Consider the following 24,027-nt stretch of genomic DNA (forward strand, 5'->3'; position numbering starts at 1 on the left):
TAGCAGACCCCGGGGGAGTACCTATTCCCGGCCCTTTCAGAGCACGCGCTCGCGGGCGACCTCACGCGGACGGTCGCGCTCCACCACCATCCGAACCACCGTCCCGACCACCGCGATCACGAGAGCCACGACCACCGGCAGCCACACCTCCGCGAGCACCATCGGGAACAACTGCACCGAGACCCGTGCCATTTCTGCGACATCACCGTCGAGCACCCGCATCCCGAGCCCGTACTGGATCGCCGTGAACAGCGCGGGCACCAGCCACAGCGAGAGCAGCGCCACCACCCACACCACGATCCGCGACGCCGGCCGCACCCCGCACCAGACGAGTGCAGCGCCGACCACGATCGCCGGGATCCACCGCAGCAGTTCGGGCAGGAACACGGGCGGAAACACCTCGCCGGTGAAAGCCAGGAACCACCGGCCGGCCCAGCTCCCGAACGGCACGGCCGCAAGCGCGACACCGAGCGCAGCGACACCGACCGAGCGGCGCGAGGTCATCCACACGCCGAGCTGCGCCAGGAGGGCGGCCACGATCACGCCGCCCAGGATGCCGGCGAAGTAGAGCATCGCGCGCGAGTCACCCCCACGGCCGAGCCCGAGCCCTCCGGCCAACACGCCGAAGCTCTGCATGATCGCGACCAGATGCACGAGCGCGACGCCGAGAGCCGCCGGCCAGACAGCGACGTCGCGGCGCCGCGCGACCACGTGCACCGCGATGCCGGCGAACACCCCGCCGAGCAGCACCAGGGAGAAGAGCAGCGTCGCCTGATATTGACTGAGCGGCAGCAGCACGAACGGCATGTCCTCCGGCATCGTCGGCGACGCCCACAAGTTCTGCAACGGCAACGTGCCGGCAATCGCCCACGGCAAGAGGCCCAGCACGGCACCACCGATGCCGAGGAAGAGCGGCAGAGCGCGCGACCGCTCGATCGGATCGGCAGCGACGACGGGCGATTCAGTCATAGAGAAGAACGTGTCACACGCAGGCCGGGCTCCCGGGAAGACACGACCGAGTCCGCCCGGGTGGCGACCGTGCAGTTCAGCCGAAGAGCCCGGAGATCAGACCTGACCCGGACGCCCGTCACGCGCCATCGCCTGCCGATGCGAGGAGAGAGCCGCACGCACGGCCGAGTAGATCACCAGCCACGAGATGAGGATGCCGCTGAGGAACACGGCCGCCCAGAACAGGATGAAGAGAAGCACGTTTTCACCGAACATGACCCCAGGATGCCCCCGAGGCGCTGCCGGGTCGGTCAGACTCCCCGCATCCGCTCGATAGCCACCCGCACCAGCGCCGCATTGCCGGGCGCCGTGCTGCCGTCGGGAAGGAGGAGCGTGTCCTCCAGCCCGATCCGTGCGGCCAGGCCGAGTTCGACCGCCAGATCGAACACGGGCCAGGTCGACCTCTCCTCGCCGTGGAGCAGGATCGGCATGTCAGGTTCCTCCAGCCGGACGTGCGCGATCATCGCCTCGGCATGCGCGCGCACGGTCTCCGCCGGCTCATCCGGCAACTCGATCAGCACCCGCAAGCACTCGCCCCGGACGGGCGAACGCTTCCACACCTCGAATCCGGACGCATCCCACAGCCCCGCTTCCACCGCGATGCCACGGCGCAGCAGCGAAGCCGCCACCTCGTCAGCACCGACCTCGTGCCAGTTCACGGAGGCATGATGGGGCGCCTCCGTCCAGGACGCGATCGCAGCCAGACGACGTTCGACATCGGGTTCCGCCCACGCCCCGGTCGTGACCCCCACCGGGACACCGGGCTGCGCCGCGCGGACGGCTGCGACCCACCGCGAGACATCCGGCGCTGCGAGGCTGTCCTGCCCGCGCGCGTTCTTCGGGTGCACATGCAACTCCTGCGCGCCCGCATCCACAGCCCGCGCCGCATCCTCGGCGACAACGCTCGCATCCGCACTCAACCACGGATGCTCGACCGGATCGCGGGCACCGTTGACACATGCCTGCAGCAGCATCCCTCCTTCGGACTCCTGGCGCGAAGGCGGATCCGAGGGCGCCCCGATCACCCGATCAGCTCACGCGGGTGGAGATCGTAGATGTGCGCCTCCGGCGAGGGCCCCTCCTCCGTGCGCACGGTGTGCGCGACCTGGCGCGCGACCGCCGCGCTGCGACCGACCTTCACCGCCTCGGCCTCATCTTCGAAGCTGCTGCCCAACGTCTGCGATTCACCCTCGATGCGGTTGAACCAGATGCCGTTGCGGTGGAACGTCTCGATATCGCCGGCGGCCATGCGGAATCCCTTCTCTCGCATTCCTTTCTACGCCAGACCACTGACACCGGCAGAGCCCCTTGACACCCTCTTGACAGGAGCTCGAGGCGGACGCCGTCAGCGCAGGAGACCGGCTTCCCGGACCGCCGCACCCATCGCCGTGACAGCCTCCGCGAGGATGGGACGGGGCGTCGCGAACACGACTCGCACATGGCTCTCCGCACCGCGACCCAACAGCCGCCCCTCGGTGAGTACGACCCCCGCCCGCTCGCGGAAGAACTCGGCGGGCGGCCCCGGGATCCGCAGGGCAGCGGTATCGATCCAGCCGATGTATGTCGCCTCGGGAATGCGGTACACCGCACCGGGCAGGTGTTCGTCCACCAGCGCCGCGAGCGCATGCCGCGACCCGTCGAGGTACGAGGTCACGTCCGACAGCCATGGCCCACCGTGACGGTATGCGGCGGTCGAGGCCACCACCCCCAGGGTCGACGCACCGTGCTGCACCGCGAAGCCGACCCGTCGATACCGCGCCTGGTCGGCGTCGTTCGAGGTGATCAGCTGCGCCGACTTCAGTCCGGGGATGTTCCACGCCTTCGAGGCACTCGTCCCCGTGACGGTGTGCGCGGCGGTGGCATCCGAGATCGAGGCATACGGCACGAACGGGGCGCCGTCATAGCGGAGCGGGGCGTGGATCTCGTCCGCGAAGACCCGTCCGCCGTGCCTCTCCACCACCTCCGCGATCGCCTCGAGTTCTTTGCGACCGAGGAGCGTGCCGATGGGATTGTGCGGATTGCAGAGCACGAGCGTGCGCGCTCCTGCAGCGAAGGCCTCGTCGATGCGCTGCAGGTCGTGGTGCCACCGCCCGTCGACCTCGACACCCGGAATCTCGATGACCGGATGGCCGATCGCCGGAAGATATGTCAGGAAGGGCATGTACGCCGGAGTGGGCACGATCACGGGCGACCCCGCGGGCGCATACTCCCGCACCGCGACGCCGAGAGCCGCCATCACATCCGACACCGGGTGCACGCGCTCCGGGTCGACCGCCCAGCCGTACTCGTCCTGCATCCACGCGGCGGTGGCCTCTCCGAGTTCTGCGGCCTGCGGGGGCGACAGGTAGCCGAGGTTCTCGTCATCGATCGCACGGTGCAGGGCGTCGGCGATCTCGGGCGCGATCCCGAAGTCCATCTCCGCCACCCACGCGCCGATCCGACCGGGATGCAGGCTCCACTTGCGGCTCTGCGGACGATCGAGGTGCACTCGAGTGCGCGCATCGAACGGATGCGACGGACAGTCGTCAGGCATGGTCTCCTCCCGGGCAGGATCCGACCAATCTACGGACGGCCGCGCGCCGGTGCAGGTCAGATTTCGGTGCGTGACGACGTCCGGGGCGTGGGGCTCGGGTCTGCAGCGTTCACAACTCCGCAAAATTCAGCCCATTCGGCGCAGAGCAGGGCGGGGAAGACTGCAACGACAGGATTCTTGAGGAGTTGTGAACGCGACGCGCCGCGGCTGCCCCGCTGGTAACGTTCCCTTGATCGGCGACACCACACCTCGGAGGGCAGTGATGAGCGAACGAGCGCGCCGCCCGACCGTCAAGGAAGTCGCGACCCGAGCGGGCGTGAGCCCCATGACCGTGTCGCGCACCCTCTCCGGCGGACTCAACGTGAAGCCCGACGTGCAGCAGCGCGTCATGGAGGCCGTCGCCGAGCTCGGCTACCACCGCAACGAGAACGCCCGCAGCATCCGCCCCGGCCACAGCAGCGGACTCATCGGCGTCGCGATCACGAACATCGCCAACCCGTACTACAGCACCTTCGCGCTGGGCGTCGAGGAGGAAGCCGCCCTGACGGGCCGTCGCATCCTCCTCGGGAACACGTCCGAGGACGCCGCACGCGAGGCCGACCTCGTGGGCGACTTCCTCGGCCGCCGCGTCGACGGGCTCATCGTGGTCCCCGCCGGCACCTCGTCCGCGCACCTCGCCCATTCCCAGAGTCAGGGTGTCCCCGTGGTCCTCGCCTCCCGCCGCATCGAAGGACTCGCCGCCGACAGCGTCGTGCTCGCAGACGACGACGGCGCCCACCGCGGAACCAGCGCGCTCATCGAGCACGGCCACACCCGCATCGGCTACCTCGGCAACGCGCTCTCGATCTTCACCGGTGAGCGCCGCTACGCCGGCTTCGTCCGCGCCCTGTCGGAACACGGTCTGACCGTCGACCCGGACATCGTCGCCACGAACCAGCAGACCGTCGACCAGGCCCGCGACGCCACCCGCGCCCTCCTCGACGCCGCGCATCCCCCCACCGCGATCTTCTGCGCCAACAACCGCAACGCGATCGGTGCCTTGAAGGAGATCAGCGCCCAGTTGAACGCCGGATCCCGTCGTGCCACCGACTTCCCGGAGATCGTGAGCTTCGATGACTTCGAGCTCGCCGAGCTCTCGCCGGTGCCGATCAGCGTGATCGACCACGATCCGCGCGAACTGGGCCGAGCCGCCACGCGTCTGTTGCTCGACCGTCTCGACGGGGGGAAGCTCGACGCCTCGACCCGCGAGATCGAGCTGCCGGTCTCACTCCGCGGCGTGCGCTGACTCCCTCCGCGCACCTCGCCCCTCGCACCTCGCCCCTCGCCCCTCGCCCCTCGCCCCTCGCCCCTCGCCCCTCGCCCCTCGCCCCTCGCCCCTTCCGGATGCATGATCCCGCACCGGATGCATGAGCGTGCGCTCACACCGCGTCATGCACGCGTCCGCGAGTCATGCATCCGGCACCGAACCACCGACACCAGCGCCACCGCACCCGCACCCGCCCCCGGCACCGACACCGCCACCGGTACCGAGGTGTTGACACCCCTCCACCGCATTGATAACGTTACCAATCATCGACGAGGAGGACCGATGGAGCTGTGCATCGACTTCGGGGGCACCGAGATCAAACTCGCCCTGATCGACGGCAGCCGTGTCGTCGCAGCACGCAGCGTCCGCATCGAAGGAACGACCGCCGACCTCTCCGTAGCCGCCGCGCAAGCCCACCGTCTCCTCGACGACGCGCACCGCCCCGCGGAGGCCGTCGGCATCGCGGTCCCCGGCGTCGTCGACCCGCACTCCGGGCGGATGCTGCACGCCAACGCGAAATACGACTTCCTCCGCGACTTCGACCTGAGCGCCTGGTCCCTGACCGAGTTCGGGCTCCCCGCCACGGTCGAGAACGACGCCAGGGCCGCCCTCATCGGCGAGACGTCGTCGGGCAGCGCACCCGGAGAGCGCGATGCGGTGCTCGTCACCCTCGGCACCGGGATCGGCACGGCGGCCATGATCGACGGCACACCTCTGCGCGGACGCACCGGGCACGCCGGCATCCTCGGTGGACACCTCACGGTCGACCTCGACGGGCCCCTCTGTCCCTGCGGCAACGTCGGCTGCGGAGAAGCCCTCGCGAGCACACGTGCCCTCCCGGAGGCCGTCACGATGACCGAGGTCTTCACCACCGACGCGCATGCGGCACTCCGGGCGAGGTTCCTGCACGTGTGGGGCGCGGTCGTCACGTCGCTCGCGCATTCCTACGACCCGGCCGTGGTGATCCTCTCCGGCGGGATCCTCCGTGCAGGAGACGCGGTCCGTGCGCCGATCGAAACCCACGTCCGCACACACCTCTGGCCCTCGATGACGCCCCCGCGCTTCGTCGTCCCGCCGGAGCCCGAGCTCTCGGTAGCCCGCGGACTCAGCGTCCTGGCCCGTTCGACGACCACCCACACCGCAACACCGCAGGAGGAAAAGTGACCACCCCGATCAGCGACATGCACGAAGGGCACACGACCCGAGGTCGCTACGACACCCAGCCCACCGTGGCCCTGCCGGAGGGCGAGCGCATCCTCCGAGGCGCCGAGGGCTGGGAAGCAGCGGCCGAGCTCGCCGAAGCCTGTGCACGCGTGACCGGCACCGCTCCCGTGCTCCTCGTGGACACGTACCCGGGCGTCGACCTCCCGACCCTGACGGCACAGGTGCGATCCGCCCTGCCGGAGTGGACCGTGCAGGATGTCGAGACCGCCGCTCGCCCGGTCGCCGAGGTCGAACAGCTGATCGCGCCGAACCTCACCGACGACCGGGTCTTCGGCGTCATGAGCCACTTCACCCTCGCCGACTTCTACGACGCCGCGCAGCTCGACGCCCTCGCCGCCGGCATCACGCAGACCCCGACCGTCGTGATCGGCTGGGGCGCCGCTCTCCTGGCGCCGCGCCTGGACGGCTCCGCCGCGACGGTGCTCGTCGACATGGCCCGCTGGGAGATCCAGCTGCGCCAGCGCAAGGGTGCCACCAACTGGCGCGCCGACAACGCGGCGGAAGACAACCTGCGCAAGTACAAGCGCGGCTTCTTCGTGGAGTGGCGCGTCGCCGACCGTCACAAGCGCAGCCTCTTCGAGACACTCGACTTCGTCCTCGACGGCAACGCGATCGCCCCGGCCGAGCCGCATCCGGATTCCCCGGAGGCGGGCATGATCACGGGCACCGCCTTCCGGCAGGCGCTGAAGGATGCCGCGTCCCGGCCGTTCCGCGTCGTGCCGTTCTTCGACCCCGGCGTCTGGGGTGGGCAGTGGATGAAGAACCTCATCGGACTCGACCCCTCGAAGGACAACTACGCGTGGTGCTTCGACTGCGTCCCCGAGGAGAACTCGCTGCTGCTCGAAGGCGAGGGCGGAGTGGTCGAGATCCCCGCGCTCGACCTCGTGTTCAGCCGCCCGGTCGATCTGCTCGGCGCGAAGACCTTCTCCCGCTTCGGCGCGGAGTTCCCGATCCGCTTCGACTTCCTCGACACGATGGACGGCGGCAACCTCAGCCTGCAGGTGCATCCGCTGACCGACTACATCCAGAACACGTTCGGCATGCACTACACGCAGGACGAGAGCTACTACATGCTCGACGTCGGCGACGACGCCGTGGTCTACCTGGGTACCAAGGAGGGCATCGACCGCGCCGAGATGCTGCAGGACCTGGCCACCGCGCAGGACGGCGAGCACCCCTTCCCGGCGGAGAAGTACGTCAACTCGTTCCCGGCCCGCAAGCACGACCACTTCGCGATCCCGGCGGGCACCATCCACTGCTCGGGCGCGAACTCGATGGTTCTCGAGATCTCGGCGACGCCGTTCATCTTCACCTTCAAGCTCTGGGACTGGGGCCGTGTCGGCCTCGACGGCGTGCCTCGTCCCGTGCACCTCGACCACGGCGCCCGCAACATCCAATGGGACCGCGACACGACGTGGGTCGGCGACAACCTCATCGACCAGGTCGAGACCATCCGCACCGACGGTGACGTCATCGAGGAGAGCACCGGCCTGCACGAACTGGAGTTCATCGAGGTGCGCCGGCACTGGTTCGAACAGGGCGCCGACCACGACACCGAGGGCACGGTCAACGTGCTCAACCTGGTCGAGGGGGACGAGGTGCGCGTGGTGAGCCCGACCGACGCCTTCGCGCCCTTCGTGATCCACTACGCCGAGACGTTCATCGTCCCGGCCGCGGTGGGCGCGTACCGGATCGAACGGACCGAGAACTCGCGCAGCGCCCGCTTCGCGACCGTCAAGGCCTACGTGCGCGGCTCGCGCACGAGTGACAACTGAACACCGCGCACCATGCAGCATCCATCGCCGGGGACTCCCACCACAGGAATCCCTTGCACCGCATCCATCACCTTGGTAGCGTGAATCCAGATTTCTGGTAACGATACCAAACGAACAAGGGAGTTCTGAATGATTTCGCGACGCACGATCGCCGCAGCCGCGGCCGGTCTCCTCCTCGGCACCCTGGCGCTCGCCGGGTGCGCCGGCGACTCCGGTTCCGGAGAGGCCGGAGAGGTGACCGGCACGCTCAACTTCTACACCGACAAGGCAGCGTGGAAGCCCGACTTCGAGTCGCTCAACGAGGTCAGCGGCGACGCCGTCGACATCACGCTGAAGACCACCGGGTACTCCGACGCCAACCAGTACGACGCCTTCATCAAGCAGTCGTTCCGCACCGACAAGTCGCCCGGCCTGTTCACCTGGCACACCGGTGACTCGCTCAAGCAGCTGGTCGACGAGGGACTGGTCGCCGAGACCACCGACATCTGGTCCCAGGCCGTCGACGCGGGCTGGGTGAGCGAAGACCTGCGCGACAGCTACACCTTCGACGGCAAGCAGTACTGCGTGCCGATGAACATCGCCTACTGGATCATGTTCTACAACAAGGCCGCCTTCGCCGACAACGGCGTCGAGGTGCCCACCACCTGGGACGAGCTGAACACCGCCGCCGAGACGCTGAAGGAGGGCGGGGTCACCCCGTACTACCAGACCAGCGTGCTGTTCACCTTCCAGTGGTTCCAGCACCTGGTCGCCTCCACCGATCCCGACCTGTACGCCGGGCTCACCACGGGCGACGTCAAGTACACCGACCCCGAAATCGTCGACATCATGAACGTGTGGCTCGACGAGCAGAAGGCCGGCTGGTTCAGCGACGCGGGGAGCACGACCGACCCCGCCGTCGGCCTCAAGCAGGGCGACTACGCCATGATCAACTTCGGCACGTTCTTCGCGGGCAACCTCGAGGGCGCCGGCATGACAACCGATGACTACGGGATGTTCGCGATCCCGGCCGTCAACGACAGCCTCGACACCACTCCGGTGGCGGTCGAGTCCGGTCCGATCTGCACGGCCGAGAACTCGAAGCAGCGCGACCTCGGTCTCGCCTACGCCGAGTGGTGGATGTCGCCCGATGCCCAGACGGCCTGGAACGATGCGCACGGCGACGTCGCGTTCAACCCGAAGGCCACGGTGTCCGACCCCGCCCTGGCCGAGATCGGGGAGCAGATCGCCGGCGACGGCTATTCGCTCTACGACCGGTTCTTCGAAGCCATGCCCACCGAGATCGTGACCACCGCGATCGAGCAGTTCGGCGCCTTCAACGCCAACCCCGGTGACCCGATGCCGTTCCTGGAGAAGATCCAGGCCACGGCGGACAAGTACTGGGCAGAGCAGGAGTAAGCGAGCGGATGGCGCACCAGAAGACGCCGTACCAGTGGTCCGCCCGGGGCTTCGTCGCCCCGGGCGTGATCCTGGTCGCAGTCCTGCTCTACCTCCCGCTGCTGTGGACGGTGTTCCTCAGCTTCACGAAGTACAACGGGCTCGGCAGCCCGACCTGGATCGGCCTCGACAACTATGTCGAGATGTTCACCGACGGCGACTTCGTGGGCTCGGCCCTGAACACCGTGCTCTGGGTGATCGGCACCCTGATCATCCCGGTCGGCATCGGTCTCGCGATCGCTCTGCTCACCTGGAACCTCGGCGGCGGCATCTGGCTGCGCCTCCCCTTCCTCATCCCCTACGCCCTCTCCGGTATCGGCGTCGGCGTGGTGTGGTCATTCATCCTCTCCTCGGGCGGCGCGCTCGACCAGGCGCTCGCGGCGTTCGGCATCACGGACCCGCCCCGATGGCTGCTGGATGCTCCGCTCAACACGATCGTCATGATCATCGCCTCCTCGTGGCAGGGCGTCGGCGTGAACGCGCTGCTGTTCACCATCGGACTGCAGGCGATCCCGAAGGAACCGTTGGAGGCCGCACGCATCGACGGCGCCGGCGGTCCGCGCCTGTTCACCAGCATCCTGTGGCCGATGCTGCGTCCGCTCACGGCGGTGGTCGTCGGACTCTCGATCGTCGCGAGCCTGAAGACCTTCGACATCGTGTGGGGCATGACCAAGGGCGGACCGGGCACGGTCTCGGAGACCCTGGCGCTGACCATGTACAAGGAGACCTTCGTGAACAGCGACTACGGACTCGGCTCCGCGATCGCCGTGTTCCTGACGGTCATCACCCTGATCGCCTCGGTGCTGTACCTGCGCCAGCAGCTCTCCCCGAAGAAGGAGATGTGATGTCGAAGATCATCAGAACGGCCGTGCTCGTCCTCCTGGGGATCGTGTGGCTGCTGCCGGCGTACCTCCTCGTGGTGAATGCGATGAAGGACCCGCTGACCTTCACGTCGAAGGAGTCCTGGATCCCGACCGACTTCCACCTGTTCGAGAACTTCGGCCAGGCGCTGGAGCTCTCGGGCATCGGCGACAGCATCGTGAGCACCCTCATCTACTCGATCGTCTCGCCGACCATCGCGGTGCTCGTCGGTGCCGCCGCCGGGTTCGCGATCGTGGCCCTGCGGCTCAAGCGCGGCTTCCTCTGGTTCGTCGTGATCTTCGGCGGAACCGTGTTCCCGCTGCAGATGGTGCTGCTGCCGCTGTTCGACGCGTACTCCCGCACCGGCCTGTTCGACACCCGCCTGGGGATGATCATGATCTACACCGTGATCTCGATCCCGTTCTCGGCATTCGTGATGCGCAACTTCTTCACCGGCGTCGCGCACAACGTGTTCGAGGCCGCGGTGCTCGACGGTGCCACCACCTGGCGCATCTTCACGCGCATGTACCTGCCGATGGCGTCGAGCGCCCTCGTGGCGATCTTCATCCTGCAGGCGACCTTCGTGTGGAACGACCTGCTGCTCGGCCTCACGCTCAGCCAGTCCGACGACATCCGCCCCATCATCACGACCCTGTCCGGCATGCAGAGCACCTACGGCGGTGCGCAGATGTCGGTCGTGCTCGCCGCGGCCGTGCTCGTCTCGCTCCCCACCGTAGTGCTGTTCCTGTGCACGCAGCGCTTCTTCGCCAAGGGCCTCGCACTCGGGCAGTACTGACCCCACACGCTTCCCGCCCCTCGAAAGGCATCATGCATCCCCTCATCCCCACCGTCGATGACCTCGCCGCCGATGCGGTGACCCACCACTTCGACGACATGATCGCGCCGACCGGCCTCACCAACATGCTCGGCACGGTGCGCGTGGACCACGATCTGACCGCGGTGAGCGCCGTGCAGTTCCCACCCGTGTCGCAGGGACTCACCCAGACGGCGGTGCTGTTCGTGGACGGCCGACTGTTCGCCTCTTGCGGAGCGCCCGTCACGCACGAGTGGCGTCCGGACCGGGTGGTGCGGCGGGCGACCGTCGGCGACCTGGAGATCGAGACCACCACCGTGTGCGTGCCGGGGAGGACGGCGGTCGCGATCGACATCGTCGTACACAACACCGGGGCGATGGACAGGGTGGTGCGACTCGGACTCTCGGCCGCCGCTCGGGCGACGCGCTCGGACACAGCCTGGCTCGACGCCGAGTCCCCCTCGGAGCGCGACACCGCGACCGTCGACGGCGAGCGCCTCGTGTTCTCCTCGGCGGATGGCACGGCGTGGAGCGTGCAGGGGATCGTGGGGGGATCCGCTGCCCTGAGCGGTGTCGCCGAGCTGCCGGACGCCTTCGACGCCGGCATCGGAGGCAACGGCCGCGGCGGAGAGCTCACCGCGTCGCTCGCCGTGCCGGCCGGAGGAAGCAGCCGCACCGGATACGTGCAGGCGATCGGGACCTCCGCGGCCGACGCCACCCGCACCTTCGACCTCGTCACGGCCGACGTCCCCGGCGCGGTGACCGACGCCGAGGAGTTCTGGAATCGCCAGCTGCACGCCGCTTTCGACCCCGACGACGCAGAGTTCACCGGCGCGCTGCCCGTGCTCGAGACGACCTCCGCTCCGCTGCGGCGCCTGTACTGGTGGGCCGCTCTGGGCGTGATCTGGTTCCGCCGGGACTTCGCGGGCAACGTGCTCGGGCGCTCGTACGACACCCTGATGCCCAACTACTGGGGCACCACCACGTTCATCTGGGACTACAGCCTGAGCTCCGTGAGCCACGCACTGCTAGACCCGGGCGAGATGCGCTCCCAGCTGCGGCACTGGATCTCCCTCGACATCCACTCGCACTTCGGCACCTCGTCCCTCACCGGCGGACCGGTCGGCCGGTGGTATTCCGTCAACGACTACGCGATGACACGGCTCGTGCACGACTATGTGCGCTTCACCGGGGACACGGCGTTCCTCGACGAGGTCGTCGGCGGCCAGACCGTCGCCGAATCCGTCCGGGAATGGGCGACCGCCTGGAAGGACCTGCGCCGAGGGACACCCCTGGCCGACTACGGAGAGATCGACAACCTGCTCGAGTGCGTGAGTTCGTACACGCACGAGGTCGCGAGTCTCAACGCCGCGAACGTGTGGAGCATGCGCACGGCGGCCTCGCTCGCCGAGCTCCAGGGCGACGGCGCCTCCGCGGCCGACCTGCGCGCCGAGGCCGAGGCCCTGCTGCCCGCGGTGATCGCGCGCTACGTCCCCGGCGAGGGCATCTTCACCGCCGGACAGCCCGACGGCACGCAGCTCCCGGTCCGGCACTGCTACGACTTCAGCGTGGTCGGGACCACGATCGCCGACGACCTGACCCCCGGTGTGCGCGACGACATGGTCTCGTTCTTCCAGCGCGAGCTGCAGACCGACAACTGGATGCGCGCCCTCTCCCCGTGGGATGCCGACGCCAGCTACAGCCCGAGGCCCGACCACCAATGGAACGGCGCCTACCCCGCCTGGCCTGCGGATGCCGGTCGCGCGCTCGCCGCCCTCGGTGCCCCCGAGGTGCTCACCTCCTGGGTCGAGGGCTTGTCGCGCACCGCGAACCAGGGTCCGATGGGGCAGGCGCACTTCGTCGAGGAGGCCGTGCCCGGCATCAACGGCGGCGCCCGCAAAGCCCCGCCGCAGCTGCCGTACATCATCGACTGGTCGTGCTCCTCATCCGGCGCCTGGATCGAGCTCGTGATCGAGGCCCTGTTCGGCGTCTCGGTCGCCGCGGACGGGACGGTGCGCGCCGCGGGCTGCGTCGCCGCGCTCGACCCGCAGGCGGTGCTGCGAGGGTTGCGCGTCGGCGAGCGCCACTACGACATCCACGCCTCCGGAGGCATCACCGAGACCGCGGGCTGAGCCCCCGACCACCACGCAGTACCCACACGAACACGAAGGAGTGATCGAGATGAGAAGACGCATGATCGCGGCCGGCCTGGCCGTCGCCTCCCTGTGCGCGGGAGCCCTGTTCGCCGCCCCGGCGAGCGCGGCCGTCCCCGCCGGCGGAGGGCACGGCAACGGGCACGGACACGGCACCGGGAACGGGCAGTGTTCGCTGGTCGACAAGACGCTCACGGCGACGGCGAGCGTGAACCAGGATCTGACGGAGACGTTCACGACGTACGGGAACACCGGTGGGGAGTGGACCGGCGGTGACAGCACCTACTCGCTGCCCCTCGGCAAGGGGAAGACCGGCTGGTTCTTCTCGGACACCTTCCTCGGCACGGTGAACCCCGACGGATCACGTCCCACCGACTCGCCCTTCGTGAACAACTCCGTCGTGGTGCAGGACCGCCGCGGCGACCTCACGACCATCACGGGCGGCACGCCGGAGGACCCGGCCGGCATCATCCCGCCCGAGCCCGACGGCAAGTGGTACTGGATCGGCGACCCGACGCCCGGCCGTCACGGCACCGTGCAAGTTCCGCTGCTGCAGTTCGCGCGCACCGGTACCGGGCAGTGGGACTTCGCGTGGACGGCGAACAGGCTCGCGACGCTCGACGGGCGGACGCTGCAGCTCGACAGCATCGTGGATCTGCCCTCGGCGACCGGCATCAACTGGGGATCGTGGACGCTCGAGGAACGCGGCACGACCTACATCTACGGCATCGCCGACCCCGGCGGGGTGCGCTCGGCCTACGTCGCCAAGGTGCAGGGCAAAGACGGTCTCACGGGCACGTGGACCTACTGGAACGGTACGGCCTGGTCGGCGTCCGAGGCCGATGCCGTACCCGTGGTGCCGTATGTGGCGAACGAGTTCAGCGTGGCGCCGTTCCGCGACGGCTACCTGCTCGTCACGCAGGACACCTCCGAGCTGTTCAGCACCCGCATCGTCGCACGCACCTCCTGCTCGCCGACCGGACCGTTCACCGATCCGGTCGAGCTGTACCGCACCCCGGAGACCGGCGCGCTCGGCAGCTACGCAGACCCCGACGTGTTCACCTACAACGCGCACGAGCACCCGAACCTGCGACACGGCAACCGCATCCTCGTGTCGTACAACGTGAACACCTTCGACAACGTCGGCGACGTGTACGACGACGCCTCGATCTACCGTCCGCGGTTCATCGACGTGCAGCTGAAGGTCACCGGATGACCGATGACCTTCCGGTGCTCCGGGGGCTGCTCGCCTCCGGAGCACCGCTCACCTGGGTGTTCACGGGCGACTCGATCACGCACGGCCTCATCCACACCCGCGGCGCCCGCAACTACGTCGACCACCTGCACGAGCTGATCCGCGGTGATGCCGGTCGGGTGCAGGACACGGTGCTCAACACGGCGATCACGGGATGGCGGGCCGACCTGATCCTCGGCGACTTCCCGCGCCGTGTAAAGCACTGGCGGCCCGACGTCGTCACGCTCATGATCGGCACGAACGACTGCACCACACAATGGCTCGACCCCGTGATCGAGGTGACGGCGTTCGCGGCCGCGATCACGGAGGTCGTCCGGCGCGTCCGGGACGACGGCGGGATCCCCGTGCTGCAGACCCCGCCGACCGTGGACCTGCATCACGCACCCGACCGCGCCCGCATCGGCGAGTTCGCGCAGGCGGTCCGTGACGTGGCCGCGCGCGAAGGGGTGATCCTGGTCGACCAGCACGCCGCGTTCACCGCCTTCTCCGAGGGGACCGGCCCCGGCAACGACGACATGGCGTGGGGGCTGCTCGACGACGCGTTCCACCCGAACGCGGCCGGACACGCACTCCTGGCGCTCGGGTGGGCCGATGCCCTCGGGTTCGACGCCGCGTCCTCGCCCGTCCGCACGGACCTCGCCGCACGCGTGGCCGTGGCCCGGCATCCGCAGTGGCCGCCCGCGTGACGGTCTCCGCGCGGCCGCGTGCATAACTCCTCAAAAACGTGCGTGTTCGACGCCGGATGGCCGTCTGCAGACCGAAGCGACCCCGCACTTGAGGAGTTGTTCACCGCGACAGCCGTTCACAACTCAGGAAGAGCGTCGCCCTCCTCCCCGGATCGACCCCCGCGGGCTAAATCGGCGCGACTTTTCCTGAGTTGTGAACCGCGGCATCGGGCGACCGCTGCAAAGCCGTTCGGGTGTTAGGTTTTGAGTCGGGTATCGAGGCGGGAGCGCAGCGGTGGACAAAGGCGACACGGAGCAGCGGGGAACCGCGGCGGAGCAGCGCAAAGGCTACGCGAAGGGCCAGGCGCGGCGGCAGGCGATCGTCGACGAAGCGCTGGAGCTGTTCTCGCGCACCGGGTATCGAAACAGCTCGATGCGTGAGATCGCCCGGCGGGTCGGGCTCACTCAGTCCGGACTGATGCACCACTTCGCCGACAAGGAGGAACTCTTCGCCGAGGTGCTGCACCAACGCGACGAGACCGTCCGCGGAGCCGCAGGAGAGCCCGCCGAGCACACGCTCATCGATCAGGCCGGCAAGGTCGTCGCGCACAACCAGTCATCCCGCGGCCTCGCATCGCTGTATGCGATCGTGTCGGCGGAGGCCTCCGACCCGGATCACCCCCTGCACGACGAGTTCGTCGACCGCTACCGCTCTGCAGCCGACCGGGCGGGAGACCTCCTCCGCCGGGCGCAGGAGGCGGGCGAAGTGCGCACCGACCTCGACCCGGACCTCGCGGGGCGGCTGATCAGTGCGGTGATGGACGGGATCCAGCTGCAGTGGCTGCTCGACGAGTCCGTCGACATGGTGCCGCTCTTCGAGGAGTTCGTGCGCGGATACTTCCTCCCGTCGGATGCCCCGGAGGAATCGCCCGCTGCGGAGGGGTGACAGGGATCAGCCCACCTCGATCGTGAGCCGCACCTCACCGGCCTCCTGCGCCTCCCAGGTCGCGCGCGGAATCAACACCCCGCCCCGCCGGTATCGTCGCGGCACAGGGGTCGTGTCGACGGGGCGTCCATCGAGCAGCACGCGCCGCACACCGTGCCCTTCCCCCGTGACCCGGTAGGTCGCGATGACGTCTCTGCCCCCGCACCGTATCTGCGCCGAGGAGCCGTCGAACACCTCGGGGAGCACGGGGTCGACCTGCAGCCCGTTCACGGTCCACCGGCATCCGAGCACCTCTTCGACCAGGATCCGCAGGATGAGCCCCGGCCCGGACGAATACACACGCCACCCTCCCTCAAACGAGAACTCCGGATCGAAGAGACGGTCCGGGTGCTCCTGCGCCTCATAGCGGTCGGCGAACCCCGCATCGGAGGACGAGTAGTAGCAATCCGACTGCCGCGCCGCGGCTCCGGGCACAGCCGATCGCACCCCCTGCGGTATCAGCAGTTGCAACGCGTTCCACGCCCGGTCCGCCAACCCGAGTCGCAGCAGCGCCTGCACCCACCGGATGTGGGCATGCGAGTACATGAGGCCAATCTCGCGCCCCCAGAACGACGCCGCCTCAGCCCGCAGGAACGTCCGCGTGACACCACCGTGATAGGGAAGGGGCCGGTCGAAAAGGTAGATGCCGGTGGGGCCGTCGAGGTGCCGGTCGACGAGGGCGAGGTGGTGCGAGGCCTCCTCGGGGGTGAGCAGCTCGTCGCCGATCGCGTGGATCACCTGCAGGGATCCGTGCCCGATGTGCGTCCGGTCGTCCGCGGGGTGCACGAGCGGCTCGAGTCCGTCCGAGGTGATGATCGAGTACCCGCACAGCTCCCCGTCCACGAGGAGGCGCTCGCGAAACGCGCTGCGCGTGCCGGCCGCGAGCGACGCCATCTGGTCGGCCAGTTCGGGGGCGGCATCGGCGAGACGGGGTCCGAGCGTCTCGAGTGCCTTGATCTCCAGCTCGGTCGTCCAGGTCGAGCACAGCGAGGCCGCGAGGGCGGGGCTGGCGGGCTGAAGGGCGTCGTTCCAGTCTCCGTGCCCATAGGCAGGCAGGCGCGGGTCGGCGCTGCGGCGTGAGGCCAGTCGTCCGAACGCCGCCTCCACGTGATCGAGGATCGATGAGGGCGGCGACAGCTCGTCCGTCCCGACGGACGACACCCGCTCGTGCAGGATGCCGTCGTCCCCCGTCGCCTCCAGGTACTCCCCCAGCGCCAGGAGCGGCCAATAGACCACGTCGCCGTGGCTGTCCCGATGCCCGGGTGCACGGTGGTCACGGAGGTACTGGAACCACTGGGGCCAGTCACCGTCGGTCTGCTGCGCGGAGAACACCGTGAGCAGCACGTCGCGCAGCACTGCCGGACTGTCGGTGGCCAGGAGCAGTCCCACCGGGCCCTGACTGACGTCACGGGTACCCCATGCGCCGCCCGTGAACTGCTCGAGCCCTCGCGGCGCCTGGTAGTGAACGGCCGCGTCCGCGACGAACGACGGCAGGATGCGGTTCAGGCGGCGGATGCTCTCGTCATCGCCGTGAAGCTCGGGGGCACGCCACAGCGCCTCACGCTCACCCGCGTCCGCCTGATCGACGAGCACGATGCGGTGCCGGAAGACCGTCCCCGAGGGGTGGACGCTCGCCCGCCACCGGTCGTCACGGCTGCGGCCGTCGGCGAACAGCGAGCCGTCCTCTCCGGAGGCCGTGACCGCATCGGCATGGGCCGATACGAGGAGCTCGATGGGCGGGCCTTCGACGACCTCCACCTCGACGATCAGCTCCCGCAGGGTCAGTGTGCTGACCACCTCGATGCGCCGTCCATCCCACCGATAGACCCAGCGGACCCGGGGGCCGTCGACGATCCACGCGCTCGGGGTGCCGAGCATCAGCCACGGGCCGGTGGTTCCGCGGACGAAGAGCCGCAGCCCATCCGCGCACTTGAGCCCGACGGCGCTGCGCCGCACCGAGAGGAGCGGCGCAGCGCTGGCATGCCCGATCGTGAGCTGCGAGGCGAAGACACCGTTCATCCACGCCGTGGAGGCGACCGTGAGATCAGCGGGATGCGGGCCCGCCGACACCCGCGAGATGTGACCGTGCGGACGCATCACGGCACGCTCCTTCGGGCCGGACACGACGTGGCGGCCGCCCGCCCAGTACGCCCAGGCGCCGGCCGGCCCGTCTTCCACCCCCTCGGCGTGCGCGCCGCCCACCGCGAGGAAGTCCTCCTCGGACAGGTCCTCGACGATCGCCGTGCGCGCCGGGCTGAAGAGCGTCGGCACGACGGCGGCGAGGGGTCCGAGCTGCGGCGGCTCCGTTCGCCACGGCGTTCCTCCATCGATCGCGTCCACGAACGCCAGGTCACTCGCGTCCGTCCGGCCGGGATGGTCGTCCACGACCACGACGGGAAACCTCAACGCACGGGTCTCGCCGCACGCCAGCGTCCGAGTCTCCGTCTGCAGGCCCAGCAACGTGTGCTCGCCCTGCAAGCGGCGGGACGGAAGGTCCCGCGAGAGATCGAGTCCTCCGTCAGGGAACGCCAGTTGTCGGGCATCCGTGCACCACCCCACCACCCGCTCAGTGCTCCCCACGGCCATCCACGGATTCCTCGGTCCCGGCATGCTCTGCCGGACGGCGAGCCACGCGACCTCCGGCTCGCCGAGCGGCTGGACATCGAGGTAGTTCGACACGTAGAACTCGTTCTCACGCAGGCTCTCGGCCGCGGTCAATGCCGGATCGATCAGGTGCACGACGTCCAGCGCGACCGGCTCAGACCCGGCGTTGCGGAGGTGGACGCTCCAGCCGGCAACACCGTCTGCGGGGTGCTCCCACCACACCTGCCACTCCACTCCGCGGATCGTCCCCGAGACCAGCGCCGAGCCGTCACCGCGAGCGACCCGGCCCTCGCACGCGGGACCGGTGAGCGGATGCGCGTGCACCCCCTCCGCGCTGCGGAACCGGAGCCAGACCTGGTGCGGCCCCGGTTCGAGCTCGCTGGCCGGATACTGCAGCAGACTGAGGGGCCCGGCCTGCAGAGAGCCCAGGGCTCCTGCCGACGTGAACTGCGCTCGGATGACGGGGAGGGAGTAGTGCACTTTCCTTCAATCTCTCTGAGGTGTGGGCGGCGCGACGACGATCACTTGATGCCGCTGGTGGCGATGCCCTCGATGATGAATCGCTGGAAGAAGAGGAAGACGACCAGGACCGGCAGCACGACGACCGTCGCGCCCGCGAGCAGCAAGCCGAAGTCCGTCGCGTTCTGCCCCGTCGACACCAGCGACAGCGCGACCGGCAGCGTGTAGGTCTTCTCACTGCTGGCGACGACGAGCGGCCAGAGGAAGTTGTTCCAGGAGCCGAGGAAGGTGAGGGTCGCGAGCGTGGCGATGGCGGGGCCCGCCAGCGGCAGGTACACACGGAAGAAGATCCGGAACTCCCCCGCGCCGTCGAGTCGCGCCGCCTCCAGGAGGTCGCGCGGAGTGCCCAGGAAGAACTGTCGCATCAGGAACACCCCGAACGCGCCGGCGAGGAACGGGATGAACAACGCCGTCAGCGTGTCGGCGAGTCCGAGATTGACCACGAGGACGAACTGCGGGATGAACACGACCAGCCCCGGGATCATCAAGGTGCCGAGCACCGCGATGAAGATCGCCTTCTTGCCCGGGAAGTCCAGCATCGCCAGTGCGTACCCGAGCATCGAACAGAAGAGGATGTTGCCCGTGGTGACGACGACCGCCACGGTCGCCGAGTTGAAGAAGAACCGTCCGAAGTCGAGCCGCTCGAACAGTCGTACGAAGTTGTCGAACGTCGGGTTCGCCGGCCACCAGGTCGGCGGCGACGCGAGGAGCTCGCCCTGAGTCTTGAACGCGCCGAGCACCATCCAGAGGAACGGCATCACGACGATCACGAAAGCGAGGATCACCGCGATGTAGATCCACACCCTGTTCCGGGATGCGCGCATCAGCTCTTCTCCCTACTCACACGGAACTGGATGAAGGTGACGACGATGACGACGATGAATGTGATGTACGCCATCGCGCCCGCGAGCCCGAAGTTGCCGAATCCGAACTGCCGGTAGGTGTACAGAGACACGGAGAGGGTGCTGTTGAGCGGACCGCCGTCGGTCATGACGAACGGTTCCTCGAAGAACTGCAGATAGCCGATCGTGGTGGTGACGACGACGAACAGCATCGTCGGCCGCAGCGTCGGCAACGTGATGTGCCAGAAGCGCTTCCATGCTCCGGCGCCGTCGAGGGAGCCTGCCTCCAGGAGCGACGGCGGCACAGCCTGCAGGCCCGCGAGGAAGATGATCATCCCGGTGCCGAAGTTCCGCCACACAGCCATGACGATCAGCGATGCCAGCGCGGTGCGCTGGTCTCCGAGCCAGTGCGGCCCGTCGATCCCCACCCACCCGAGCACCGTGTTGATGAGACCGTTGTCCGGCTGATAGAGGAACTTCCACACCACCGCGACCGCCACGATGCTGGTGATCACGGGCGTGTAGAAGCCCACCCGGAAGAAGTTGCGGAAGCGCTTGATGCCCTTGTCGAGCACGACGGCCGCGAGCAGCGCCACCGCTATCGTCAGCGGGACCCCGACCGCCACGAACACGGCGGTGTTGGTGGCGGCGCGTAGGAACAGCGGGTCTCCGAGAGCCTTGGCGTAGTTGTCCAGGCCGACGAAGCCGACGTTGAACGGAGTCTTGATGTCGGTCACCCGAGTATCGGTGAAGCTCATGAACATCGACTGGAACACGGGCCAGACGGTGAAGACCCCGAACAGGAGGCAGAAGGGGAGGGCGAGGATCAGGCCCGCCCGTGCCTCGCTCGAGCGGAAGCTCCTGCTTCGACCCGAGCGAGGCTGCCGAGCGGCGACGGTCATTCGCCGCCGAACCCGATCGATGTGGCCTCCTGCTGCACGGCTCGGAGCGCCTCCGCCGGATCCGACCCGGTCTTGGTGACGGCCTCCACCTGCGCGTCGAGGCTCGTCGCGATCTGCTCCCAGGTCGTGATCGACGGCGGTGCCTTCGCGGTCTCGAGCTGCGTCCCGAAGACGGCGAGCTTCTCATCCGACTTCAATGCATCGGTCGTCCATGCCCCCTTGACGGAAGGCAGGTCGCCGACGATGTCGAACCACGAGGCCTGGGTCTCCTCCTCGGTGAGGAACTGCACGAGCTTCCACGCGGCATCCCGGTTCTTCGTGTTCGAGAACACGCCGAGGTTCGAGCCGCCGACGAACGAAGCCTCCTTCTGGGCAGAGGGCATCACCGCGACGCCGTATTTGTCAGCGAACCCCTCGCCGCCCAGCGCTTCGACGCTGCCGATCATCCAGGGACCGGAGATGAACATCGGCACACGGCCATCGACGAAATCCGCCTCCGTCGTGCCCTCGGTGGGGGCGCTGTCGGCGAGACCGTCGGTGAAGAACGACTGGTAATAGGACAACGCGTCCGCGTTCTCCGGAGAGTCGAACGTGAACTCGGTCAGGGCGTCGTTCGTGATGTCGCCGCCCGCCTGCCACATGAACGGGAGCAGTGTCTGCCAGGAACCGGTTCCGCCGGGCTGCAGGCTGATGCCCCAGTCCACTCCCGGCTGCGTCTTCATGGCGGCCGCCATGTCGTGCAGTCCGTCCCAGTCCGTCGGCGGCTCGGTGATGCCGGCGGCCTCGGCGATGTCGGTGCGGTAGAACACGACGCGGGTCTCGACGTACCACGGCACGCCGTAGGAGACGCCGTCCACCAGGTTCGTGGCGTTCGCGCCCTCGAAGAAGACGCTGTCGTCGATCTGCGCGGGCACCGGGTCGAGCGCGTTCAGGCCGGCGAACTCACCCATCCAGGTCGTGCCCACCTGAGCCACGTCCGGTGTGGTGCCTGACGCGATCGCGGCGATGAACTTGTCGTGCGCAGAACCCCAGGGCACCGCGGTGACCTCGACGTCGACGTCGGGGTTCTGTTCCTCGAAGGTCTTCGTCAGCTCGTCGAGGTTCTCCCCCTCGGCTCCCATGGCCCAGACCGTGAGGCTACCGGTGGCTGGTCCGTCGGAGATGTCCTCCGCTCCTCCGCCCTCCGCGGGCCCGGCATCCGCCCTCCCGCAGGCCGTCAATGTCGCCAGTGTCACGCCGACGAGCGCGAACGCCGCCAGTCTCTTGTTGATTCTCATGTGATCGCCTTCCGATCTGATGGGGTCTTGCTTCTCGTCGACGCCTGGCGGACGCTGCTCAGGCGCGTCCGGCACCGAACCTCTCGATACCGATGACCGGGCGGAGCCGGCTTTCGACGGCCCGCGTCGCGAAGCCTCGACGGACGACGCCGTCACAGAGCACGTTGCCGATCGCGCCCATCACCATCGCCTGATCGAGCGAGAGGTGACGACGGGCGACCGTGCCCGATCGCACGGCGACGGCGTCGAAGAAGCCGCCGCGCCCGTACGCGTCGAAGTCCCGCTGGATGTTCACGAGGTTCGTGAACGCCTCCGCCGGCTCGTGCATCATCGCGAGGAACGCGGCGTGCGGGGTGACCACGCCGTCTCCGTACGTCGGTTTCGGGTTCGTCGCCGGCCGGCAGTCGCCGAAGCCGGGGTCGAAATTCGTTCCCTCCTGGTCGGACAGGTAGCCGTCGGGATTGAGTCCGAGCGCGTCGACGCCGTACTCGCGGTACCCGCCTGCGGGGTTGCTCGACGGGCTGAACCCCCAATAGCCGTAGCCGGCCTCTTCGAGACCGTGCTCGCGCTGCGCCCGCACGTGCAGCGGGTGATTGCGCCCCCAGCTCCCGGGTGCCCACCGAGCCTCCGGCACGAACACGTCGGGCATGAGCTCCTCGAACATGCTGCCGCCCCAGCCGGGCACGATGCGCATCCCGCGGTAGGTGTACGCGCCTTCGTAGACATCGAGACCGAAGTAGGTGCGACTCTCACCCACGGGCTGCATCTCGTGCCACGACCAGTCACAGGAGGCCGGGAAGGTGCGCCAGGACGCGTAGTACTGCTTTCCGGGGATCTGTCCCGTGATGATCCCGAGATAGGTGGTGATGCGCGTCTCGGACACCACGGTGTCGTAGTGGTGCGTGGTCAGCCACACCGGTTCGCGGCCGACGTGCGTGCCCCGGTAGACGCCGCCCGGCCGGTCGTGGTCGAAGGGGAAGAAGCCGCCGTGGATGAGTCCGCCCTCGCGCACCGGGTGCTCGGGGTCGCTGTTGTCGTTGTAGAACGCGTCCCAGCGCATCCGGTCGAAGACCTTGGACGCCCAGTGCGCCGCGCCCCGATCCGCGTTCTTCACCGTGAGCAGCGCGGCACCCAGCCATCCGTTGTCGACGCTGGAGCAGAAAGGATGGATGGCATCGCCCGAATCGGGCCACGTTCGCAGCGCCTTGCCCGTGGCTTCGTCGTACCAGTTGTAGTACATGCCGCTCGGGGCGTGATGCTCCATGCGGTCGAGGGTCTTCAGGGTGCGGATGAGACGCCCGGTCGCTTCGCCCCGCGAGATGAGGCCGAGCTCTCGGGCGACGAGCGTCGACCACAGATAGCCACCGATGTTCGTCGGAGACGTGTAGCCGGAGCGCTCCCCGGCGCTGAGTCCCTCGGTGATGTTGTCGGCGGGGAGGCCGGTGCTCCGGTCGGTCATCGCGACGAGGCTCCGCCAGGTGTCGGCCGCCCACCCCCGCACCTGGCGCGTGTCGAATCTGCGTGTCTGCGCGTTCAGGCCGCCGCGAAGAAGAGCGGGCGCCGCGACCGGCGACTCGACGGGTGCGGCAGCAGCCGGGAGCGCGGGAGTCATCGCGACGGTCGCCAGCGAGGCCGCCCCGGCCACGAGAAAGGTGCGCCGGTCGAAGGCTCGACGGTCGTTCATGTGCTCTGCTCCGTTCCACAGGACAGCTCTGCCCCGCTCAGGCGACGCCTCGCTGCGCCGTGCACCGACCATAGCGTAGAAAACCGTTCATGTGAACGGTTTTCTCGCTACAACCCCCATTCCAGGGGATCCGTCGACCCGTGGCGGGATCGAAAACGCTCCGGACACGGCCTTCCACGGAGC

At 68.6% G+C, this 24,027-nt stretch carries 20 protein-coding genes; 10 read left to right on the forward strand and 10 right to left on the reverse strand.

Annotated features, from left to right (window positions below):
- Positions 1 to 36: 36 nt before the first annotated feature.
- The 5 genes from LVJ59_RS09980 to LVJ59_RS10000 form a co-directional block, all read right to left on the reverse strand.
- On the reverse strand, positions 37 to 969 hold the full coding sequence (locus tag LVJ59_RS09980) for a hypothetical protein (protein WP_232762890.1): 933 nt from the start codon (positions 967 to 969) through the stop codon (positions 37 to 39).
- A 96-nt stretch (positions 970 to 1,065) separates the two neighbouring features.
- Positions 1,066 to 1,224, reverse strand: coding sequence for a hypothetical protein (locus LVJ59_RS09985; RefSeq protein ID WP_153243347.1), 159 nt, complete (start codon positions 1,222 to 1,224; stop codon positions 1,066 to 1,068).
- A 35-nt stretch (positions 1,225 to 1,259) separates the two neighbouring features.
- Positions 1,260 to 1,982, reverse strand: coding sequence for a 3-keto-5-aminohexanoate cleavage protein (locus tag LVJ59_RS09990; RefSeq protein WP_232762891.1), 723 nt, complete (start codon positions 1,980 to 1,982; stop codon positions 1,260 to 1,262).
- Positions 1,983 to 2,029: 47 nt separating this feature from the next.
- A complete protein-coding gene (locus LVJ59_RS09995) occupies positions 2,030 to 2,257 on the reverse strand; it encodes a hypothetical protein (RefSeq protein WP_047523674.1) in 228 nt (75 codons plus the stop codon).
- A 96-nt stretch (positions 2,258 to 2,353) separates the two neighbouring features.
- The gene (locus LVJ59_RS10000) at positions 2,354 to 3,541 is read right to left on the reverse strand and encodes a MalY/PatB family protein (RefSeq protein ID WP_232762892.1); all 1,188 of its coding nucleotides are present in this window, start codon (positions 3,539 to 3,541) and stop codon (positions 2,354 to 2,356) included.
- A gap of 262 nt (positions 3,542 to 3,803) precedes the next feature.
- On the opposite strand from LVJ59_RS10000, the gene LVJ59_RS10005 reads away from it, so the two are divergent.
- The 10 genes from LVJ59_RS10005 to LVJ59_RS18090 all read left to right on the forward strand — a co-directional run bounded on the left by LVJ59_RS10005 (position 3,804) and on the right by LVJ59_RS18090 (position 15,977).
- Positions 3,804 to 4,826: a LacI family DNA-binding transcriptional regulator gene (locus LVJ59_RS10005; RefSeq protein ID WP_232762893.1), complete on the forward strand. Its 1,023-nt coding sequence runs from the start codon at positions 3,804 to 3,806 to the stop codon at positions 4,824 to 4,826.
- A 303-nt stretch (positions 4,827 to 5,129) separates the two neighbouring features.
- Positions 5,130 to 6,011, forward strand: coding sequence for an ROK family protein (locus LVJ59_RS10010; RefSeq protein ID WP_232762894.1), 882 nt, complete (start codon positions 5,130 to 5,132; stop codon positions 6,009 to 6,011).
- The gene (locus tag LVJ59_RS10015) at positions 6,008 to 7,846 is read left to right on the forward strand and encodes a class I mannose-6-phosphate isomerase (RefSeq protein ID WP_232762895.1); all 1,839 of its coding nucleotides are present in this window, start codon (positions 6,008 to 6,010) and stop codon (positions 7,844 to 7,846) included. Before LVJ59_RS10010 ends, LVJ59_RS10015 begins: the two co-directional genes overlap by 4 nt.
- Positions 7,847 to 7,975: 129 nt before the next feature.
- Positions 7,976 to 9,244: an ABC transporter substrate-binding protein gene (locus tag LVJ59_RS10020; RefSeq protein WP_232762896.1), complete on the forward strand. Its 1,269-nt coding sequence runs from the start codon at positions 7,976 to 7,978 to the stop codon at positions 9,242 to 9,244.
- 8 nt (positions 9,245 to 9,252) lie between these two features.
- Positions 9,253 to 10,128: a carbohydrate ABC transporter permease gene (locus LVJ59_RS10025; RefSeq protein ID WP_047523679.1), complete on the forward strand. Its 876-nt coding sequence runs from the start codon at positions 9,253 to 9,255 to the stop codon at positions 10,126 to 10,128.
- Positions 10,128 to 10,940 carry a carbohydrate ABC transporter permease gene (locus LVJ59_RS10030; RefSeq protein ID WP_047523681.1) on the forward strand — a complete coding sequence of 271 codons (813 nt, stop codon included), beginning with the start codon at positions 10,128 to 10,130 and terminating at the stop codon, positions 10,938 to 10,940. The genes LVJ59_RS10025 and LVJ59_RS10030 overlap by 1 nt, the downstream gene beginning before the upstream one ends.
- 32 nt (positions 10,941 to 10,972) lie before the next feature.
- Positions 10,973 to 13,090 (forward strand): hypothetical protein, encoded by a 2,118-nt coding sequence (locus LVJ59_RS10035; protein ID WP_232762897.1) that lies wholly within the window; start codon positions 10,973 to 10,975, stop codon positions 13,088 to 13,090.
- 49 nt (positions 13,091 to 13,139) lie between these two features.
- A complete protein-coding gene (locus LVJ59_RS10040; RefSeq protein ID WP_232762898.1) occupies positions 13,140 to 14,327 on the forward strand; it encodes a DUF4185 domain-containing protein in 1,188 nt (395 codons plus the stop codon).
- The gene (locus LVJ59_RS10045) at positions 14,324 to 15,052 is read left to right on the forward strand and encodes an SGNH/GDSL hydrolase family protein (RefSeq protein WP_232762899.1); all 729 of its coding nucleotides are present in this window, start codon (positions 14,324 to 14,326) and stop codon (positions 15,050 to 15,052) included. The genes LVJ59_RS10040 and LVJ59_RS10045 overlap by 4 nt, the downstream gene beginning before the upstream one ends.
- 274 nt (positions 15,053 to 15,326) lie before the next feature.
- A complete protein-coding gene (locus tag LVJ59_RS18090; RefSeq protein ID WP_153243340.1) occupies positions 15,327 to 15,977 on the forward strand; it encodes a TetR/AcrR family transcriptional regulator in 651 nt (216 codons plus the stop codon).
- A 6-nt stretch (positions 15,978 to 15,983) separates the two neighbouring features.
- On the opposite strand, the gene LVJ59_RS10055 is transcribed toward LVJ59_RS18090, so the two are convergent.
- Genes LVJ59_RS10055 through LVJ59_RS10075 form a run of 5 tightly spaced genes read right to left on the reverse strand, consistent with a single transcriptional unit; the run spans position 15,984 to position 23,844 of the window.
- Positions 15,984 to 19,100, reverse strand: coding sequence for a cellobiose phosphorylase (locus tag LVJ59_RS10055; RefSeq protein ID WP_232762900.1), 3,117 nt, complete (start codon positions 19,098 to 19,100; stop codon positions 15,984 to 15,986).
- 41 nt (positions 19,101 to 19,141) lie between these two features.
- Positions 19,142 to 19,963 carry a carbohydrate ABC transporter permease gene (locus tag LVJ59_RS10060; protein ID WP_047523687.1) on the reverse strand — a complete coding sequence of 274 codons (822 nt, stop codon included), beginning with the start codon at positions 19,961 to 19,963 and terminating at the stop codon, positions 19,142 to 19,144.
- The gene (locus LVJ59_RS10065) at positions 19,963 to 20,883 is read right to left on the reverse strand and encodes a carbohydrate ABC transporter permease (protein ID WP_081997053.1); all 921 of its coding nucleotides are present in this window, start codon (positions 20,881 to 20,883) and stop codon (positions 19,963 to 19,965) included. The genes LVJ59_RS10060 and LVJ59_RS10065 overlap by 1 nt, the downstream gene beginning before the upstream one ends.
- A complete protein-coding gene (locus LVJ59_RS10070; RefSeq protein ID WP_153243338.1) occupies positions 20,880 to 22,160 on the reverse strand; it encodes a sugar ABC transporter substrate-binding protein in 1,281 nt (426 codons plus the stop codon). Before LVJ59_RS10070 ends, LVJ59_RS10065 begins: the two co-directional genes overlap by 4 nt.
- A gap of 58 nt (positions 22,161 to 22,218) precedes the next feature.
- Positions 22,219 to 23,844, reverse strand: coding sequence for a glucoamylase family protein (locus LVJ59_RS10075; protein ID WP_232762901.1), 1,626 nt, complete (start codon positions 23,842 to 23,844; stop codon positions 22,219 to 22,221).
- Positions 23,845 to 24,027: the final 183 nt, after the last annotated feature.

The organism is Microbacterium sp. KKR3/1 (assembly GCF_021272365.1).
Classification (GTDB): Bacteria; Actinomycetota; Actinomycetes; order Actinomycetales; family Microbacteriaceae; genus Microbacterium; species Microbacterium aurugineum.

What these genes read in the sequence shown, in the direction of transcription:
- LVJ59_RS10020 (WP_232762896.1), top strand. Translation starts at nt 7,976, where the DNA reads ATGATTTCGCGACGCACGATCGCCGCAGCCGCGGCCGGTCTCCTCCTC.
- LVJ59_RS10030 (WP_047523681.1), top strand. Translation starts at nt 10,128, where the DNA reads ATGTCGAAGATCATCAGAACGGCCGTGCTCGTCCTCCTGGGGATCGTG.
- LVJ59_RS10025 (WP_047523679.1), top strand. Translation starts at nt 9,253, where the DNA reads ATGGCGCACCAGAAGACGCCGTACCAGTGGTCCGCCCGGGGCTTCGTC.
- LVJ59_RS09980 (WP_232762890.1), bottom strand. Translation starts at nt 969, where the DNA reads ATGACTGAATCGCCCGTCGTCGCTGCCGATCCGATCGAGCGGTCGCGC.
- LVJ59_RS10075 (WP_232762901.1), bottom strand. Translation starts at nt 23,844, where the DNA reads ATGAACGACCGTCGAGCCTTCGACCGGCGCACCTTTCTCGTGGCCGGG.
- LVJ59_RS10035 (WP_232762897.1), top strand. Translation starts at nt 10,973, where the DNA reads ATGCATCCCCTCATCCCCACCGTCGATGACCTCGCCGCCGATGCGGTG.
- LVJ59_RS10045 (WP_232762899.1), top strand. Translation starts at nt 14,324, where the DNA reads ATGACCGATGACCTTCCGGTGCTCCGGGGGCTGCTCGCCTCCGGAGCA.
- LVJ59_RS09990 (WP_232762891.1), bottom strand. Translation starts at nt 1,982, where the DNA reads ATGCTGCTGCAGGCATGTGTCAACGGTGCCCGCGATCCGGTCGAGCAT.
- LVJ59_RS09995 (WP_047523674.1), bottom strand. Translation starts at nt 2,257, where the DNA reads ATGGCCGCCGGCGATATCGAGACGTTCCACCGCAACGGCATCTGGTTC.
- LVJ59_RS10010 (WP_232762894.1), top strand. Translation starts at nt 5,130, where the DNA reads ATGGAGCTGTGCATCGACTTCGGGGGCACCGAGATCAAACTCGCCCTG.
- LVJ59_RS10005 (WP_232762893.1), top strand. Translation starts at nt 3,804, where the DNA reads ATGAGCGAACGAGCGCGCCGCCCGACCGTCAAGGAAGTCGCGACCCGA.
- LVJ59_RS10065 (WP_081997053.1), bottom strand. Translation starts at nt 20,883, where the DNA reads ATGACCGTCGCCGCTCGGCAGCCTCGCTCGGGTCGAAGCAGGAGCTTC.
- LVJ59_RS10060 (WP_047523687.1), bottom strand. Translation starts at nt 19,963, where the DNA reads ATGCGCGCATCCCGGAACAGGGTGTGGATCTACATCGCGGTGATCCTC.
- LVJ59_RS10000 (WP_232762892.1), bottom strand. Translation starts at nt 3,541, where the DNA reads ATGCCTGACGACTGTCCGTCGCATCCGTTCGATGCGCGCACTCGAGTG.
- LVJ59_RS09985 (WP_153243347.1), bottom strand. Translation starts at nt 1,224, where the DNA reads ATGTTCGGTGAAAACGTGCTTCTCTTCATCCTGTTCTGGGCGGCCGTG.
- LVJ59_RS10040 (WP_232762898.1), top strand. Translation starts at nt 13,140, where the DNA reads ATGAGAAGACGCATGATCGCGGCCGGCCTGGCCGTCGCCTCCCTGTGC.
- LVJ59_RS10070 (WP_153243338.1), bottom strand. Translation starts at nt 22,160, where the DNA reads ATGAGAATCAACAAGAGACTGGCGGCGTTCGCGCTCGTCGGCGTGACA.